The sequence below is a fragment of the Prauserella flavalba genome, assembly GCF_003202235.1.
In the GTDB taxonomy this organism is placed as follows: Bacteria; Actinomycetota; Actinomycetes; order Mycobacteriales; family Pseudonocardiaceae; genus Prauserella_A; species Prauserella_A flavalba.
Map to the genome: position 1 here is coordinate 1 of NZ_MASU01000016.1, position 17,323 is coordinate 17,323.

The window sequence follows — 17,323 nt, forward strand, 5'->3', positions numbered from 1 at the left end:
CTAACCAGCATCGACGGGGACACCAGGGCCGCGCTGGCGAGCAGCGTGCGGTCGCTCGGCGCCGGTACCGAGGGCACCAAGCGGGACCTGTCCGCCGCGCTGTCCGGGCTCGGTGACCTCGGCAGGCAGGGGGAGGACGCACTCGGCGCGCTGGCCGCGCAGTCCGAGGATCTGCGCCAGCTCGCCGGCAACAGCGCCACGCTGCTCGCCGCGTTGGACAGCCGCCAGGGCCAGATCGCCCAGATGGTGCAGAACGCGAACGAGCTGAGCAAGGCGACCGCGGGTGGTGCCGGGCAGATCGAGGACGTCGTTCGCAAACTCCCCGACCTGATGAACACCGCGAAGCAGGCGAGCGCCGGGCTGAACCGGTTGTCCGGCTCGCTGGCGCCGGTCGCGGGAAATCTCAACGCGGCGGCGCCGGCACTGAGCGCCGCGCTCACGGAGCTGCCGGCCACCTCGGCCGATCTGCGCGGCCTGCTGCCCTCCCTCGACGGCGTGCTGAACAAGTCCCCCGGCACGCTGACCAGGGTCCCGCAGTTCTCCACCGACCTGCGCCGGCTCATTCCCAACGCGCGGGTGGCGATGTCCGACGTCAACCCCATGCTGGCCTACCTGCGGCCGTACGGGCCGGAGATCGCTGGCTATTTCACGAACTGGGGCGACAGTGTCGCCAACGGCGATGCCAACGGCAAGTACTGGAACGTGTACCCGATCCTGGACGAGTACAGCGTCAAGGGACTTCCGCTCAACTACAGCTCGATCGGTCCGTTGAACAAATACAACCCGTATCCGTCGCCAGGAACGCTGAACAACCCTGGCCCGGAGGATCGGCCGTACCCGCGCCTGGAAAGGGAAGGTAACTAAGCGGTGGCGCGGCGCGGTGTGCGGAGGCTGATCGGCCTGTTGCGGCTACGGGTTCGCCCGACGCGGAAGGGCGTCACGATCGCGGTGGGCTCGGTGCTCGCGGCGGGAGCGTTACTCGGCGGCCTTGCCAGGTCCACGATGGAGACCGGGGTCGAGTCGTTCCTGCCGTCCGGCGACGCGTCGGTCGCCAGCCTGAGCGAGCTGGCCGGATCGTTCGGCGGCGACCCGGTGGTGGTGCTGCTGGAGTCCCATGGCGAGCGGCAACTGCTCAACGAGGACAACATCGAGAAGGTCCTCCAGCTGGAAGGCAGGCTGTCCACGCTACCGGACGTGGCCGCCGTGTACGGGCCGGCGACGATCGTGAACCAGATTGCCGGCCAGGCACAGAAGTTCCTGGCGGAGCTGACCGGAAGGCGGGACGCCGACCGTGCCGCCGCGCAGGCGGCCGCGAAGCAGTCCGGGGCGAGCGACAAGGCCGCCGCGAGCGCGGGTGAAAAGGCGGTGCAGGCGTTCGACGCGCGGTACGGGCCGTTGCTGGTCCAGGGGTTGCCCGCCGGGCTGCCCACGCTGCGCAACCCGAATTTTGTCGGCACCGTGGTCTACAACGCCGACGGGCAGCCACGGCCACAGTGGCATTTCGTGGTTCCCTCCGCCGACTCGATCGCGATCCTGGTCCGGCCGAGGGAAGGGATCGAGGCCGATGGCACCAGGAAGCTGGTGGCCGGGATACGCCAGGCGGTCGCGGATGCCGGCATCCAGACCAAGGCGACCACGGTCTCCGGGGTCCCGGCGGTCGCCTCCGGGGTGGGGGAGCAGGTGGCGAAGGAGATTCCGCTGCTCGGCGGGCTCGCCGTGATCGCGGTCGCCGCCTGTTTCCTGTGCACGCCGTGGACACGGCGTAGCCGGCGGTTGGGTCCGGTGCTCACCGCGCTGCTCGCCACCGGGTTCACCGTCGCCGTGTTCGGCTGGCTCGATCGGCCGCTGTCCCTCGGTGTGCTGGCGTTCCTCTCGGTGCTGCTGGGCATCGGCGCGTTCTATCCGATGTATTTCGCGCAACGGGCCCGCCGGCGCACCGTGCTGGCGGTGGCCGCTGGCACCTCGGCCAGTTTCGCCGCGCTGATGCTTTCGCCGTTGCCGTTCGTGCGCGATCTCGGGCTGGCGCTGTCGGTCGGGGTGCTCTTCGCCGCGCTCACCGGGCTGGCGCTCGCGCCATGGCTCGCCGGTGCCCCGGCACCGAACGCCCCGGGACGGTCGAGCGCTCCGCTGGTCTGGCCGCCGTCGACCAGGGGTGTGCGCTTCGGGGTGAGCGCGATCGTGGTGGTGGCGGCAATCGCCGGCTGGGCGCTGTTGCCGGGTTTGCCACTGCGATCGGACTTCCGGAGTTTCGCGGACGGCCTGCCGGCGCTGGCCGATGCGGAACACGTGGAGCAGAAGATCGGTTCCTCCGGTGAGCTCGACATCGTGATCCGCGGCGAGGACGTGCGCTCGGTCGAGGCGTTCGATTGGATGCGGCGGGCGGAGGCGACCGTGATCTCCGCGCACGGCGAGCAAATGCAGCCGGTGGTGTCGCCGGTTTCCCTGCTGCAGTTTCTCGGTCCGGCGCCGACCGGTGAGCAACTCACCTCGGCGCTGCGGCTGCTCCCGCCGTATCTGGTCGGTTCGGTGATCCGCAACGACGGCAAGGTCGCGGTGCTGAGCTTCGGCGTCGAGATCAACGATCTCGGTGCATTGCAACGGTTACGCGATGAGGTGCTGGCGAGCCTGCCGCCGGCTCCGCCCGGCTACCGCACGGAGCTCGCCGGGCTGCCGGTGGTGGCGGTGACCGCGCAGGACATGGTGTCCGCGGACCGGATCTGGGGCAATCTCGCCGGTATCGGTGCCGCGGGCATCATCCTGCTCATCGGGTTGCGCCGGCGTTCCGACGCGGTTCGCGCGGTGGCCGCGGGTGCGATGGCCACCGGCGCCGGGTTCTGTGCGTTGTGGCTCACCGGAATCCCGCTCAGCCCGGTGACGGTGGCGTTGGGGTCGCTGACCACCGCGATCGGGTGCGAGTTCACCGTGCTGCTCGCCGAAGCGGCTAGGCGGGGCAGCAGGCGGTTGCTTCGCTCGGTGCTGCTGGCGACCGCGACCTCGGCCGTCGGCTACGCGGTCCTTGTCGCGTCGCGGCTCGCCGTGATCGGTGAATTCGGCCTCCTGCTCGCGGGTTCGGTCATCCTCGCGCTGCTCTCCGCGTCCTGCGTGGTCGCGGTGACCGTGCGGCGGGAGCACCGCAGACCGGAGGCCGCCTTCCGGCCGGAGACGTCCAAGAAGTCCACCGTGGGAGTGATGGGATGAAGACCGAGCGGAATCAGACATCGCTGCTGGACGAAGGAACCGAACCAGTCGATGAACTGTCTATAAAGGAGTCCACTGACGGCGACGAGCCCAGTGCCGGCCCAGTGGACACCGCGGACACTGCGCAGCCCGAAGACACCGGCGATGCCGAGGGGGCCGAGGGGGCCGAGGACGCTACCGCCGGGCGGTCGGGCCGGCTGCGGCGGGTGGTCACCGTGGGCGGCCGGTTGCGGGTTCCGCGAACGAAGCGGGCGAGGGCGCTGCTCGCGGTGGTGCTCGTGCTCCTGCTCGGTGGCGGCACGGCGGGTTACTTCTGGTGGAAATCGGGCGAACTGCCGGATGGCGTCGCTTTCCGCGTCGGTGACAAAATGGTCACGGTCGACGATGTGAATAAGGAAATGGATACGCTTCGGGCGCTTTACGGCGTGCAGCGACCGACGGACGCCAATGCGCTGGATCGGTATTGGCGGGACGGCGCGAAAGCGCAAGCGGTCAGCATTGTTTTGGACGATGCCGCGCGGGCGCAAAACATTACGATCGCGGACAAGACGGCGCGTGATGTGCTTTCCCGGTATATCGCTCAGCAGATTGGCGAGGGTCCGTCCGCGCGGGACGAATTCGTTCGCGCACTCGGTAATGCCGGAACCTCGGAACAAGCCGTGCTGACCGAGATCAAACGTCAGCTCGCGCTGAACCAGTTGTTCGATCAGGTCACCGCCGGGCAAACGGTCACCGACGAGGAAGTGCGGCAGGCTTTCGACCAGCGCCGTGCGCAGCTCGGCACGCCGGAGCGCCGGCACCTGCGCAATATCGTGGTGCGCACCAAGGAGGAAGCCGATCAGGTGCTCGCCGACATCCGTGGCGGATCGACGTTCGAGGACGTGGCCGCCCGAACCAGCCTGGACTCCACGCGCACCGCGGGCGGAGACCTCGGCGAGCTGAGCAGCGACCAGCTGGACGAGAGCTACCGCGGACCGGCATTCAGCGCGCGGCCAGGCACCGTGTTCGGCCCGGTGCAGAACGAGCACGGTTGGAACGTGGGCAAGGTTGAGCAGGTGCTTCCGCCGATCCCGGCCGAGTTCGAGCAGGTCAAGGGCCGGTTGAAGGACACATTGCTGCTGGAGAAGTCGCTGCGCGTCTGGCGGGACTGGTTGGCGGAGCAGATCAAGCGGGCCGACGTGCAGTATGCCGACCGGTACCTGCCCGCCGACCCGGACGCCCCGCCCGGCGACGACTCCATCCCCGGCAACGCTCCGGCGCCTGCCGGGCCGCCGCGATGACCATCGCGAGCGGCGTGGCGCTGCTGACCATGGCCGGTGCGCTCGTCCTGCTCGGCAGGTGGGGCCGCCGCAACGCGAACCGGGTGCCGCCGTGGTTGTCGTCGAGGGAACGCGAACGGCGATCGCGGACCATGCGCCGTGGTGCAAGGGCCTGCTACGTGGTCGCCGCGGTGCTCACGGTGGCCGGGCTCGGCACGCTGATTCCGGTCGGCTACTGAGCTCGAAGCGACTGCCGCGGAACCTGGTCGCGGCATGCGAGGCGACCCGCGCGCTCGGCCGATGCGGACGCGCGCACAATCGCGACAAGCGCCGAAACGGCGCCGGGCTCACGCATTGTCACACATTGTCCGGCCGCCGGGAAGACGATGCTTCTTAAACACAGTTCTGCCGTTTTTGAACACAGTTCTGCGCAACGAACATGCGTGAACGTGTGTGACGGGACAGGCTGGGCAATTGTGATCCAGCGCACCATTGGCTATATTCGATCAACAGCCGGTCCACGCTCCGCCGGATAGCGGCGACCGAGATTGTTGGTGGACAAGACTGGGAGCACGGCAATGACGCCAGATCCTGTGCGGATCGACGACGGAATCGAAGTCGTTCGGGCCCTGCGTACCACGCGGGGAATAAGCACGGCGCTCGGTGTCTCGGGAAACGCGCGGGATCGTATCGTGGTCCGGCGGCTCGACCTCTCGGTGACCTGGCCGTGGAGCTGGGACTGGCTCGCCCAGGAGCTCGACGTCATGTGGAGTTCCGGGCTGCCGCACCTGGTGCCGACCAGGATCGCGAGCACCAGCCCCGAGCAGGTCATCCTCACCCGGCCGTTCGTGGCAGGCAGGGACATCAGGGAATGGGCCGCGCAGGACCCGCGCCCGTCGATCGATGCCCATCTGCAGCTGATGTGCGAGCTGTTCTTCACGCTCGCGCAGTTGCACGGCATGGGGATCGCGCACGGCGGGCTGAAACCGGCGAACATCATACTGACCGAGGAAACCGGCCAGCTCGTCCTGCTCGACGCGAGCGTCACCCGCACCCAGCTGGCCGCGACCACACACCCCGTCGACTCCGCCGACGGCAGGTACCTGCCGCCCGAGCACGGTGGGGATACGCGCAGAACGGTCGGTTTCGCCGCGGACATCTACGCCTGCGGCCGGGTCCTCCTCGAATCCGCAGCCGAGCGGAACCGCACCGCAAGCGCGTTGCGCGCGCAGGCCACCGAACGCAACATCAGCCAGGAGGGGCTGGCTCACCTGCTGGCCGTGGTTGGCGTACCGCCGGCGCTGCGGCCGATCTTCCTGAAGCTGCTCAACCCCTCGCCGGAGCAGCGCTATGCCAGCGCCGAGGACGCGCTGGCCGGGGTGGAGGCGGTGCTAGCGACCAGCATCGGCGAGACCCGCTACGTGCCGGCCGCCACGACGCGTAGCGGCGGCACGTTCGCCTACGTCGAGCCGCCGCTCGTCGGCAGGCGTGCGGAGCTCGACAAACTCACCTCCTACGTGAAGGGCGCCGCCCGTTCCGCCGGGGCGGTGGTGTGCCTGAGCGGCGAGTCCGGGGTCGGTAAGAGCCGCCTGCTCGATGCGGTCGCCGGGCATGCCGACGGCGCGGGCGTGACCGTCCTGCGTGGCGGTGCGTTCGACTACGCGGCGCAACGCCCGCTCGGGCTGTTCGCGGAACCCTTGCGGGACATCATGGCCTACCTACGGAGCCACCCGGCCGAGGCCGCGCAGGTTGCCCGCGAGATGGGTGAGCTGCTGCCACCGGTGATCGAACTGGTGCCGGGGCTCTCCGGCCTGTTCGCCGATCTGCCGGTGGCCGGGCTGGCCGGCGAGGCATTGGTTGACGGCTCGGCCTCGGCCGTCGCGACCGCCGTCGCCCGCCTCTTCCAAGCGGTGTTCACCAAGGCGCGGCCCGGGGTGCTCATCGTGGACGACTGCCAGTGGGCCGACGACCTCAGCTGGCAGGTGCTCGCCAAACTGGCGTCGGCGATCTCGCGCGGGACGGAGCCGGCAGCGCATTTCTCCCTGATCTGTTCCTGCCGGCCGGAAGCCGTCGCGCAGGTGAAGACCTGGGGCCACGCCAGCGCCGACTTCCTCGAACTGCAACCACTGTCCTCTTCGGACACCGAGGAGCTGGTCCGATCGGTGGGTGACCGGCTCCCCGAGGAGATCATCCCGTACGTGATCAGCTACTCCGGGGGTAATCCGCTGGAGACGCTGTCGGTCTTCCGCGCGCTCATCGATTCGTCCGCGCTGGTCCGCGACGGGGATCGCTGGGTGGTCGACGAGAACGAGATGCGTTCCCTTCCGCTGCTCTCCCAGCCCCGCCCGCTTCCTCCCGTCGGCGGGCGCGAGCGCGCGCGAGCCGATGTCTTCGTCTCCACCCGGCTCGATCGGTTACCGGACAATACCAAGCAGGCGGTGCGGCAGGGTTCCGTTCTGGGCCGCCAGTTCTCGTCCTCGTTGCTGTGCGAAGCCCTCGGTGTCGGGACGAGAAAAGCGCATCTTCTGCTCCGGGAGGCGATGGATCGCGGGATTCTCCGGCGGGTTCCCGATCACGGCGAGGGCAGCTTCGTGTTCACCCATGACCGGCTTCGGGACGCGGTGCTGCGGTCGTTGACAGACGACTGCCGGCGGGACCTGCATCGCCGGGCCGCGCAGGCGCTCGAACGGTCGGCCGAGGCGCAGAGCGACTACGAGATCGCGTATCACTTCGATCGGGCCGGACAGCTCGATCTGGCCATGCCGTATGCGGTGCGTGCCGGCGAAGCGGGCCTGCGGCAGCACGCGCTCGACGTCGCGGAGAGCAATTTCAAGATTGCCGAGGCAGGGCTCCAACTCCGGGAGACGGTCAGCGAGCTGGACAAGTTCCGGGTGTACAGCGGCCTCGGCGCGGTCCACATGCTGCTGGGTAATTACGACCTCGCGGCCAAGGAACTGTCGCTCGCCTACGACGCGGCGAGCTCACTGGACGGTCTCGAATCGGCCAGGGTGGCGACCCTGCTCGGGGAACTGGCGTTCAAGACCGGCCGGCTTGAGGACGCCGCCGACTGGATGAAACAGGGCATGCGGCATCTCGGGTTGGGGATACCGGAACGCGCCTGGGTGGTGGCGGCGTCCTGCATCGGCGAGCTGTTCCTGCTGGCCATCGGGCTGTGCACGCGGCGACTCCGACGGCGCAGGACGAGGGCGGGTGGCGAGCGGGCCCGGCTCGCGGCGCGCATCTACAACCGGCTGGTGTACGAGTGGTGGTTCGCGCGATCACCGACCTGGGTGATCTGGGCGATGCTGCGCACCCTGCGAACCTCCAGGGCCAGCGGGAGCATGCGGGAACAGTCGCAGGCCTATTCCACCGCGGCGGTGTGCATCGCCGGCATCACGCCGGTGCTCGCGACGGTTGCGCTCCGGCTGGCGGTGCGTTCGCTTCGGCTTCGCCAGGCGGAGGATGAGGACTGGGGAATCGCGCAGTCGCAGCACTTTCGGGGCTTCGTGCTGCACGCGGCCGACCGGTACGACGAAGCGATCGAGGCGTTCGACACCGCGATCACCGCATTCGACGTTGTCGGTGACCGCTGGGAGCAGATCGCCGCGCGGTGGCAGAAGGCGTTGTGCCGTTACCGGCAGGGAAGGCTGCACGAAGCCGGGGTGATCGCGCGCGAAACCTACTGGGAGGGAAAGCGGATCGGCGACCGCATCGGCGCCGGCACCGCGCTCGCGATCTGGACCCGCTGCCTGCCGAGCGACGTCAGCGCGGACACGATCGCCCGTGAACTGAGGCAGACCAATTCGGACGATCACCACACCACCGCGATGCTGCAGGCGGCACGGGGCTGGCGGCTTTTCTATTCGGAACAGTACGAGCATGCGGTGGAGGCGTTCCGCAACGCCAGCGAGTCCCTCCGCGAGGGGGGCGTCAGGAACCTGTTCCTCGCGCCCATTGTGACCTCACACCTGCAGGTACTGCGACTGTGGCACGACAAGGCGCCGGCATGGTGGGCAGGGGAGCGGCGGAGCAGGGCCAAGCTCGCCCGCCGCCAGCTCGCCCGTGCCATGCGCTCGGCGCTCATCTACCGCGCCGAGCGGCCAGGGGTGCTGCGGGAATGGGCGGTGATGTCATTCGCGCAGGGGCACAAGTGGCGCGGAAGGTGGATCCTGCGCGCTGCGGTGCGCAGCGCGGCCCGAGCGCGGGCGGACGGTGAGCTCGCCGCCTGCTCCCTGGTGGCTGAGCTGGCCTGGGTGGAATCGCGGCGGGGCGCGCTCGCCCGGTTGCGTCCCGCATCGGAAATGTGCCGGCCGCTTGGCGTGCGGGTGGATCGCGGAATCGTCGAGGCGGTGTCCTCGCGGGTCATGCCGACGGTCGGCGATTCCTCGCGGCACCAGGCGCTGGTCAACGCCGTCGGCAGCATCGTCGCTTCGGACGACGTCGACGAGGTGCTGGAGAAGCTCCGGGAGGCGACCGCCGCCACGACCACCGCGCGCCGGGTGGAGATCGCCAGGGTGCCGGAGAACGCCGACGGACGGGAGTCGCCGCGGTCCGCCACGGAGGAACCGGCGCCGGTCTGCGAGGTCCGGGAGATGAAGCGGACCGAACGCATCGCCAAGCGGGTGATGACCGACGGTGTGGAAGCCAGATCGGTGGTAGCGGCGTTTCCCCTTGGCGAGGGTGATCAGCACGAGCCGACCGTCGAGGTGCTGGCCGCCCTCGCGGGGGCGGTCATCGAACGGGAAGGACTACGCCGTGAGTCCATGGAACGGATCGTCGAAGTGCAGGAGGCGGAGCGCGACCGGATCGCGCGGGACCTGCACGACGAGTTCGGGCACCTGTTCGCCGGCATCATGGACGGGCTCGGCAAGCTGGAGAAAGTCGGCGACGACACCACCCGCAGCCTGACCGTGGACGTCAAGAGCATTGTCCGGCAAGGGATTCAATCGGTTCGCACGGTGGCGTGGTCGCTGCGGCCGTCCGGGTTGGACGACCTCGGCCTGGCCGGCTGTATCGAGCAGTTCGTCGAGGACTGCCGCCGGATCTTCCCGATCCGGTTCGAACTGAGCGTGGCCGGGCAGGAGGGGCGGATCCCGCCGTCGGTGGAAACCGCGCTCTTTCGCATCGTTCAGGAAGCGCTGACCAATGTCGGCCGGCACAGTCGCGCCACCGAGGCGAGCGTTGTGCTCGTGTCCTCCGGTGACACCGTGCGGGTTGTCGTCGAGGACGACGGAATTGGATTCGATGTCGATCGGAACAGGCAGGGCAGGTCGCTCGGGCTGACCGGTATGCGGGAGCGGGCGCGGCTGGCCGGTGGCCGGTTGACCGTCGACTCCCAGCCTGGTCAGGGAACGACCGTGATGGTGGAGGTGCCGACCAGACGATGATTGGTGTAGTGGTGTGCGACGACCACGGCATTATCCGTTCCGGGATTCGCCGGATCCTTGAGGGCACGCCGGACTTCCAGCTCAGAGCCGCCGCCCCGACGGGGAAACTGCTCGTCGAGGCGATCGAGCAGTTCCGCCCGGAGCTGGCTGTGGTGGACATCCGGCTGCCGGACGGCAGTGGGCTCGATCTGCTGGAGTCCATCGCCGCTATCTCGCCGAGCACCAACGTCGTGATGTTGAGCATGTACGGCGCCAGAGGCTATGTCGAGAAGGCGAAAACTCGCGGTGCCAGGGGTTACATCACGAAGGAATGCCTGGAGGAAGAGCTCATCGAAGTCCTGCACGCGGTGATGGCCGACGACAAGTTCGTCTCCTACGTGCGCGAGGAAGCGATTTCTCGGGACGTCGAATGCCATCCGACGGTGGACGTGGACATTCTGTCGTCGAGGGAGCTCGAAGTGCTCAAGCTCATCGCCGCCGGGCTGACGAACTCCGAGGTGGCCGACGAGCTCCGCGTCTCGCCGCGGACGGTAGAGAGCCACCGGGCCAGCGTGCAGCGGAAGCTGCTGGTCAGGACCAGGGCGGAACTGACCAGGGTGGCGCGCGAGGCCGGCCTGCTCGACTGACGCCGACGGCGCCGGCGATCCCCGAGATCGCCGGCGCCGGCGTGCGTGTGTCCGCGCTCTGTGTCCGCGTGTTCGCAAACTGTGCGCGCGTGTCCGCGCTCTGTGTACGCACGTCTGCAGATGGCGTACGCGTGAATGCGAACTGCGGCGTGGTCACCGGCACCACACAGATGAGTTTTCCGGAACAATCACCCTGGACAGGGCACTTCGGGATCGACCGCGCCGTGCCCGTGGCCGCTCAGTTCACCTTGCGCTGCAGCCCTTTCCAGTAGGGCTCACGGAGCTTGAACTTCTGGATCTTCCCGGTGGCCGTCTGCGGGATGGAGTCGCGGAACTCCACCGAGGTCGGCGCCTTGTACCCGGCCAGCTGCTGCTTGCAGTGCGCGATGATCTCGGCTTCGGTGACCTCCTCGCCGTCGGCCTTGACCACCAGCGCCTTGATCGTCTCTCCCCATTTCTCGTCCGGCACGCCGATCACCGCCACCGCGGCCACTCCAGGGTGCGCGAAGATGCAGTCTTCCACCTCGATCGAGGACACGTTCTCGCCGCCGGTGATGATCACGTCTTTCTTCCGGTCCGAGATCGTCAGGTGCCCCTCGTCGTCGATCGTGCCGCCGTCGCCGCTGTGGAACCAGCCGTCCCGCACGGCATCCGCGGTGGCATCGGGGTTGTTCCAGTAGCCGTCCATGACCACGTTCGCGCGAGCCAGCACCTCGCCGGAATCGGAGATCCGCAGCCGTGTCCCCAGCGCTGGGACCCCGGCACGCGAGAGCTTGCGCGCGCGTGCCTCGGCGGGAAGGGCGTCGTCCGCCGGGCGGGACCGGTTGATGGTCAGCAGCGGGGAGGTCTCGGTCAGGCCGTAGATCTGCACGAACTCCCAGCCAAGCTCCTCGCCGAGGCGAGCGATCGTCCTGCTGGGCGGTGGGGCACCCGCGCATACGATGCGCACCCGGTCGCGGCCGGGAATCTCGCCGTCCCACCGCCGTGCGGCGTCGAGCACCGCGTTCCACACCGCAGGCGCGCCGCACATGAGTGTCACACCGTGCTGCTGGACCCGGCGGAGGATCTCCGTGCCGTCGACCTTGCGCAGCAGGATCTGCTTGGCGCCGAGCCCGGCCAGCCCGAACGGCATCCCCCAGCCGTTGCAGTGGAACATCGGCAGCGTGTGCAGGTACACGTCGCGCTCCCAGGCCCTGGTGTGCATGGCCAGCGTGACCGCGTTGACCCAGATGTTGCGGTGGGTGAGCTGTACTCCCTTTGGCCGCGCGGTGGTGCCCGAGGTGTAGTTGATGGTAGCCGTCGCGTTCTCGTCCGGTGACGCCCATGGCGCCGGCTCGGTGCCGAACCGCATCAGTTCCGTCTCGGTTTGCTTGCCGAGCACGAACCGGTGCGGTACCTCGATGCCGGCCAGCGCTTCCTCGAGTTCCGGATCGACGAGCAGTACGGACGCGCCGCTGTGCTGGACGATGTAGTCGACCTCGTCCCTGGCGAGCCGGAAGTTGATCGGTACGCAGATCCGGCCGCTGCCAGGCACCGCGTGCAGGAGTTCGAGCAGGCGCGCGGAGTTGTGGCTGACCACCGCCACCCGCTCGCCGGTGCCGATTCCGAGCGCGTCGAAGCCCGCCTGCCATGCGCGAACCCGATCGCCGAGATCGCGATAGGTGACCTGTTCGACGCTTTCCGCCGGCTGGTTCGGCTCGTCGATCACGGCCACACTGTCGGCGAAGCCGGTCTCACCCCGGTACAGGAAGTCCGCGACGGTGAATGGGACGTGCATTTGCGTCTACCTCCGCAGGGTCGGCACGGCCGTCGGTGCGCGGCCAAGCGACACGGTAGCCCGGTGCCGGGCAATCAACTTCCGTAGTTTTTCCGGATGTTCGTAGGTGGGTTCGAATCGTTCACTGAACGAAGTCGCTTTACGGCGCCGACTTTGCTGGTGCGGGCGCCGACTTTGCTGGTGCGGGCACCAAGTTTGCGGGTGCTGTCCGTGCGGGCGAGCGCGGCACGGACGAAAGGCGGTCGGCTTGTCCAGAACTGGCCAACTGGGTGCCCGAATCGGCCAACTCGGCGTTCGTGGCCTGCGGCGTTCGTGCCCGGTCCTGTCACCGAACCAGAGGTAGGTGGTGTGCATGCGGAGTCATCTGGCTTCGGACATCGAAACGTTCGCCAACGTGCTGTGTGAGCAGGCCGGCGGGGTTCTCTGGGTGAAATTGAATCGGACAAGGGTGCTGAACGCGATCGATTCGGTGATGGCCGCGCAACTGCGTGAAGTCTGGTCGTTGGCGCAACAGGATCCGGACGTTCACACGATCGTGTTATCGGCGGCCGGGGTCGAGGCGTTCTGTATCGGCTTCGACCGAACCGATCCGCCGAAGCCGGTGTTCGACGCGGTGCCGATTAGCCCGAAGGAATGCGGCGTCGACAAACGCGTGATCGTGACCGTGAATGGCATCGCGTGCCGGGAATCGTTCCGCTTCCTGCGCGACGCCGACATGGTCATCGCTGCTCAGAACGCGTCCTTCTTCGAGCCGTGCGTCACCGACGACCTGGCAGGCCGGCCGCCGCTGTCCGTCGACTGGGGTTCGGCGGTGCGTACGCTGTGCGGTGATGAACCGACTATGCGTAACCCGTTGACGGCGCTGCAGGCGCAGCAGCGGGGGCTGGTGCGGGAAGTCGTTCCGCTGGCTTCGTTGCGGGCAGCGGCCGCGCGCCTGGTGGAGGCCGATTGACGGGTTCGGTGACGGTCGCGGACGGATAACGTTTTCTAGGTGTAAAATTGAGCCACGCGAAATATGTTTCGGGTGGGGTGCACATACCTGAGCCGAAGTAGTCGTCGCCGAGGGCGAAGCTCGCCTCCTCGGCGGAGATCGTCTAGACTTCGATCCTCTATCGGGTCGGGAAGAACTACTTCGCGAAGGCGGACGGACCTTTATCGGTGACAGCACCCCTGGCTCACCCGAATTCCGGCATTGCGTTCGGCATCGCCGGACTCGTCGGTGACGAGGCGACGGCGAGTCCGGAAGGTCCGACGAGTGAGAATGCGCTTTCTATAGGTAACGGACTTCTCCAATTCCCCCTCGGCTTTCACGGGGGGGGGGGGGGGGGGGGCGTCGACGGCTTCATATCAGATCGAAGGCGGGGTACGGAAAGCAGGCCGTGGTCCGTCCATTTGGGACACATATACCTCGGCCCAGGGCAACGTTGTCGACGGTGCCAACGGTGACGTTGCGTGCGACCACTTTCACCGGTACGCCGAGGATATCGCGCTGATGGACGAGATCGGCCTGCCCGCCTACCGGTTTTCGGCGTCCTGGCCGAGGGTGAGGTCCGACGGCAGGCGCCGGGAACCAAGGGGATTCGCCTGCTACGACCGGCTCGTCGACGAACTGCTCGGGTGGGACATCGCACCCGTGGTCACGCTCTATCACTGGGACCTGCCCCAGGCACTGGAAGACGAGGGCGGTTGGCTGGCGCGCGACACCGCCGCGCGGTTCGCGGACTACGCGATCGCGATGCACGATGTGCTCGGCGATCGGGTGCGGCACTGGACGACGATCGACGAACCGTTCTGCTCGGCGTTTCTCGGTTACGGCAGCGGGCAACACGCGCCCGGGGTGACCGAGCCGGGCGCCGCGCTTGTCGCGGCCCACCACCAGTTGTTGGCGCACGGCCTCGCCGTGGAAGCGTTACGGGCCGAGGCGACACCGGAGCAGACGTTCGCCATCGCGCTGAGCTTCTCACCGGTGCTGACCGGCGTGGACGATCAGGAACATCGCGAGGCCGCCGGCAGATTCGACGGGATCCGCAACCGGTTCTTCCTCGATCCGGTACTGGGCAGGGGATACCGGCCGACGTGCTGTCCGATGTCGCGTACCTGGACGCGTTGGCGCCGGTGATCCGGGACGGGGATCTGGACACGATCGCGACGCGGACCGACTGGCTCGGCGTCAACTACTTCGCGCCGACCAGGATCGCCCCGCTGCCCGATCCGCGCGCGGTGGGCGATAGGCCGCTGCCGGGCTTGCGCGGGGTGGACATACTGCCGCCGCGTGGCCGGCTGACCTCCTCCGGTGCGGAGCAGGATCCCGGCTCGCTGCTGGATCTGTTGCGGTGGCTGCATCGCTATGCCGGCGGGATTCCGCTCATCGTCATCGGGAACGGAGCCGCCTTCGCCGATACCGTCGATAACGATGGTCGGGTACGCGATCCGAACCGGACCCGCTACTTCGCCGAGCACCTGCGCGCGGTGCACGCGGCGATCGAGCATGGCGCCGACGTGCGTGGCTACTTCGCCTGGTCCGTTATGGATGGTTTCGTGTGGGAGCGGGGGTTCTCGGAGCGATGGGGCCTGGTGCACGTCGACTTCCAGACCCAACGGCGCACGATCAAGGACAGCGCCCGCTTCTTCGCCGAGGTCGTCGAGAGCAATGCGGTGCCACCCGCCGGCCCGCCGCGGTGAGCCTCGCGCCGACGACGGTCAAGGCTTGGTGATCCGGCCGATCGCCCGCACCACGGCGGTGCACCGGTCCTCGACATAGTCCAGGCCCGCGGTCTCGGCGATCCGGCGCGCCTCGGTGGAGATGATCCCTTGCTGCAGCCACAACGCCTTCGCCCCGATGGCCACGGCTTGTTCGGCGATGCCAGGGGCCTCCGGTGCCGGCCGGAACACATCGACCAGGTCCACCGGCTCCGGTATGTCCTTCAGCGAGCGGTATACCTTCTCGCCGAGCAGCTCATCGGCCTCGGGATGCACCGGGATGATGCGGAAGCCCGCGGCCTGCAGGCTCGCGGGTACCGAGTGCGCGGCCTTCGATGGGTTGCGGCTCAGCCCGACCACCGCGATGGTGTTCGCGGCGGCCAGTACACGTTCGGCGTAGTCGGCCATGGTGGGGACAACGCGATCACCCTCGGCCTTGTTCCCGCCGGGGCGACCGGCGGGTGTGAGGCCGCGCGCCAGCGGCACTTCGCGAGCAGATCCCAGGGCACCGAAGGCCATCCGCCAAGGCCCCGGCGTGCAGCCAGCAGAAGCCCACCGCGAGCAGGAACCGGAACCCGTCGTATGCCGACGGCGCCGCCCGGAGACGATCGCGCAGCGCCATGCACCGCGTGGGCGTCGCGCGACGCCCGCCGCAGCCCCTCGTCTTCCGGCGCCTGCAGCACCAGTACGGCCGGGCCTGCCGGACCGCGCCCAGGTCATCGTCCCTGGTGCTGGTTTTCGGGTGACTGAGCTAGAGCTTCCAGACGCGCAGCCCGCGAACGCGGTAGACCGGCATCAGCACGTGCCACGGTCGCCGCTTCAGGAACTTCTGCGAGCAGGTCAGCACGGTGTGCGCGGTGGTGGTGGTCACGTCGTCCCGGTCCGGCCACGCCGCCCCGGACGCGCCGATCGCCAGCCGGAAGACGTTGAGCACGCCCTGCGCTGCATGTCGAACTTCGCGCCGGTGTCGCCGGATGCGGGCACCAGGCGGGCGATGTCGTCACGGAAGGCGTCCAGCGGCCCGGCGCCGAACCGGCCGGCCACCTCGGCGGCGGCCGCGGCATCCCGTGGGGTGTCGTCCACCGCGCGCAGGACGGCGGCGCCGTGGAGCCGCCTGGTGTAGCGGTCCAGCAGCTGCCGCTCCCACCTCGGCAGCGGCCGCCGGTGCTCGACCAGCGCCGAACATTCGTCGTGCGCGGGGCGAAGACGTCCTCGACCGGGTCGTACGCGCCAGCTGCTCGCTGCTTGTCCAGGTGCAGCCTGGCCTCGTACCGTGTCCGCGCGGTGAGCTCGTCCAGCTGCTCCCGCCGCTCCAGCCTGCTCTTGCGATCCACGGGGGGAAGGCTATGCGAGCGACGTCACGCGTGGGGCGGGTTTCGCCGGGAACATCGCGAACCGGCCGCTTGTTCCGTCCGAAGATCCAGGTGAACCCCAGGAGCGGCAGTGCAGATCGGCATTTTCGGCGTCGGCGACCTCAATCCCGACCCCCATACCGGCGTCGCGCTCAGCGAGCACGAGCGCATCCACGCGATCATGACGATCGGGCGGCATGCGGAGGAAGCCGGCTTCGACGTGTTCGCGACCGGCGAGCACCACAATCCGCCGTTCGTGCCGAGCTCGCCGACCACCATGCTCGGCTACCTGGCCGCGCGCACGGAGCGCATCATCCTGTCCACCTCGACGACCCTGATCACCACCAACGACCCGGTGAAGATCGCCGAGGACTACGCGATGCTGCAGCACCTGGCGAACGGCAGGGTGGACCTGATGCTCGGTCGGGGCAACACCGCGCCGGTCTACCCGTGGTTCGGCAAGGAGATCCGGGACGGCATCCCGCTGGCCATCGAGAACTACCACCTGCTGCACCGGTTGTGGCGGGAGGACGTGGTGGACTGGGAAGGCCGGTTCCGCACCTCGACGAGTGGACAAGCGTACTTATGATCAATCTGTTCGGACCGGTGATCGACGCACTCAGTGCGCACACCAGGGTCGGGCGCCGCACGCTGTGGGGATACGTCGTGGACATGCTCAACTTCTACATGCTGAACCCGGCGCGCGGACTCGGCAACGACCTGGACCAGGCATGGAGGAGGAGCGAGCGGCTCACGACCGCGTTGCTCGCCGCGGGCGCACCGATCCGGAAAGGACCACGGCTGTTCTGGTTCCAGCCCGACCAGCCACGGGGCGCGTGGGCGGTGCGCGGCACCTGCTGCTTCGACTACCGCGCCGACCCTGAGCACGGCTACTGCATCACCTGCCCACTGGAAGACGACACCGTACGCCGGACCAAGTTCGCCGAGGCCTTCGGCGACTGAGCCCTTGCCACCCCCGCCCGCGGAGGACACCTGTGGAAAGATCCGCTTCCCTGCTGGGAAG

The 17,323-nt window shown here is 68.4% G+C and carries 11 protein-coding genes and 2 pseudogenes; 10 read left to right on the top strand and 3 right to left on the bottom strand.

Going from position 1 to position 17,323, the window contains the following annotated elements; all coding sequences use genetic code 11:
* The 6 genes from BA062_RS40040 to BA062_RS33000 form a co-directional block, all read left to right on the top strand.
* A partial coding sequence (locus BA062_RS40040; protein WP_110343058.1) for an Mce/MlaD family protein occupies positions 1–864 on the top strand: 864 nt, incomplete at its 5' end.
* Positions 865–867: 3 nt separating this feature from the next.
* Positions 868–3,198 (top strand): RND transporter family protein, encoded by a 2,331-nt coding sequence (locus tag BA062_RS32980; RefSeq protein ID WP_110343059.1) that lies wholly within the window; start codon positions 868–870, stop codon positions 3,196–3,198.
* Complete coding sequence (locus BA062_RS32985) at positions 3,195–4,478, top strand: peptidylprolyl isomerase (RefSeq protein ID WP_110343060.1); 1,284 nt, start codon at positions 3,195–3,197, stop codon at positions 4,476–4,478. The genes BA062_RS32980 and BA062_RS32985 overlap by 4 nt, the downstream gene beginning before the upstream one ends.
* Positions 4,475–4,696, top strand: coding sequence for a hypothetical protein (locus tag BA062_RS32990; protein ID WP_245960123.1), 222 nt, complete (start codon positions 4,475–4,477; stop codon positions 4,694–4,696). Before BA062_RS32985 ends, BA062_RS32990 begins: the two co-directional genes overlap by 4 nt.
* Before the next feature lie 354 nt (positions 4,697–5,050).
* Positions 5,051–9,844 (top strand): AAA family ATPase, encoded by a 4,794-nt coding sequence (locus tag BA062_RS32995; protein WP_210407068.1) that lies wholly within the window; start codon positions 5,051–5,053, stop codon positions 9,842–9,844.
* Positions 9,845–9,855: 11 nt separating this feature from the next.
* Positions 9,856–10,470 carry a response regulator transcription factor gene (locus tag BA062_RS33000; protein ID WP_210407069.1) on the top strand — a complete coding sequence of 205 codons (615 nt, stop codon included), beginning with the start codon at positions 9,856–9,858 and terminating at the stop codon, positions 10,468–10,470.
* 238 nt (positions 10,471–10,708) lie between these two features.
* On the opposite strand, the gene BA062_RS33005 is transcribed toward BA062_RS33000, so the two are convergent.
* On the bottom strand, positions 10,709–12,247 hold the full coding sequence (locus BA062_RS33005; RefSeq protein ID WP_110343063.1) for an AMP-binding protein: 1,539 nt from the start codon (positions 12,245–12,247) through the stop codon (positions 10,709–10,711).
* A gap of 352 nt (positions 12,248–12,599) precedes the next feature.
* On the opposite strand from BA062_RS33005, the gene BA062_RS33010 reads away from it, so the two are divergent.
* Together BA062_RS33010 and BA062_RS33015 are read left to right on the top strand one after the other, a co-directional pair.
* Positions 12,600–13,199 (top strand): enoyl-CoA hydratase/isomerase family protein, encoded by a 600-nt coding sequence (locus BA062_RS33010; protein WP_210407070.1) that lies wholly within the window; start codon positions 12,600–12,602, stop codon positions 13,197–13,199.
* 399 nt (positions 13,200–13,598) lie between these two features.
* Positions 13,599–14,929: pseudogene (locus BA062_RS33015) on the top strand (glycoside hydrolase family 1 protein).
* 18 nt (positions 14,930–14,947) lie between these two features.
* On the opposite strand, the gene BA062_RS33020 reads toward BA062_RS33015, so the two are convergent.
* Together BA062_RS33020 and BA062_RS40765 are read right to left on the bottom strand one after the other, a co-directional pair.
* The gene (locus BA062_RS33020; protein WP_110343064.1) at positions 14,948–15,355 is read right to left on the bottom strand and encodes a CoA-binding protein; all 408 of its coding nucleotides are present in this window, start codon (positions 15,353–15,355) and stop codon (positions 14,948–14,950) included.
* 343 nt (positions 15,356–15,698) lie between these two features.
* A complete protein-coding gene (locus BA062_RS40765) occupies positions 15,699–15,881 on the bottom strand; it encodes a hypothetical protein (RefSeq protein ID WP_245960124.1) in 183 nt (60 codons plus the stop codon).
* 509 nt (positions 15,882–16,390) lie between these two features.
* Between BA062_RS40765 and BA062_RS33030 the strand changes: the two are divergent.
* Positions 16,391–16,873 (top strand): annotated as a pseudogene (locus BA062_RS33030) (LLM class flavin-dependent oxidoreductase); the annotation flags it as partial.
* A gap of 32 nt (positions 16,874–16,905) precedes the next feature.
* Positions 16,906–17,262: a (2Fe-2S)-binding protein gene (locus BA062_RS33035; protein WP_210407071.1), complete on the top strand. Its 357-nt coding sequence runs from the start codon at positions 16,906–16,908 to the stop codon at positions 17,260–17,262.
* Positions 17,263–17,323: the final 61 nt, after the last annotated feature.

Bases quoted from the DNA above. Each gene is read 5' to 3' on its own strand.
- BA062_RS32985 (WP_110343060.1), top strand. From the start codon at position 3,195: ATGAAGACCGAGCGGAATCAGACATCGCTGCTGGACGAAGGAACCGAA.
- BA062_RS33005 (WP_110343063.1), bottom strand. From the start codon at position 12,247: ATGCACGTCCCATTCACCGTCGCGGACTTCCTGTACCGGGGTGAGACC.
- BA062_RS33020 (WP_110343064.1), bottom strand. From the start codon at position 15,355: ATGGCCGACTACGCCGAACGTGTACTGGCCGCCGCGAACACCATCGCG.
- BA062_RS33010 (WP_210407070.1), top strand. From the start codon at position 12,600: ATGCGGAGTCATCTGGCTTCGGACATCGAAACGTTCGCCAACGTGCTG.
- BA062_RS32990 (WP_245960123.1), top strand. From the start codon at position 4,475: ATGACCATCGCGAGCGGCGTGGCGCTGCTGACCATGGCCGGTGCGCTC.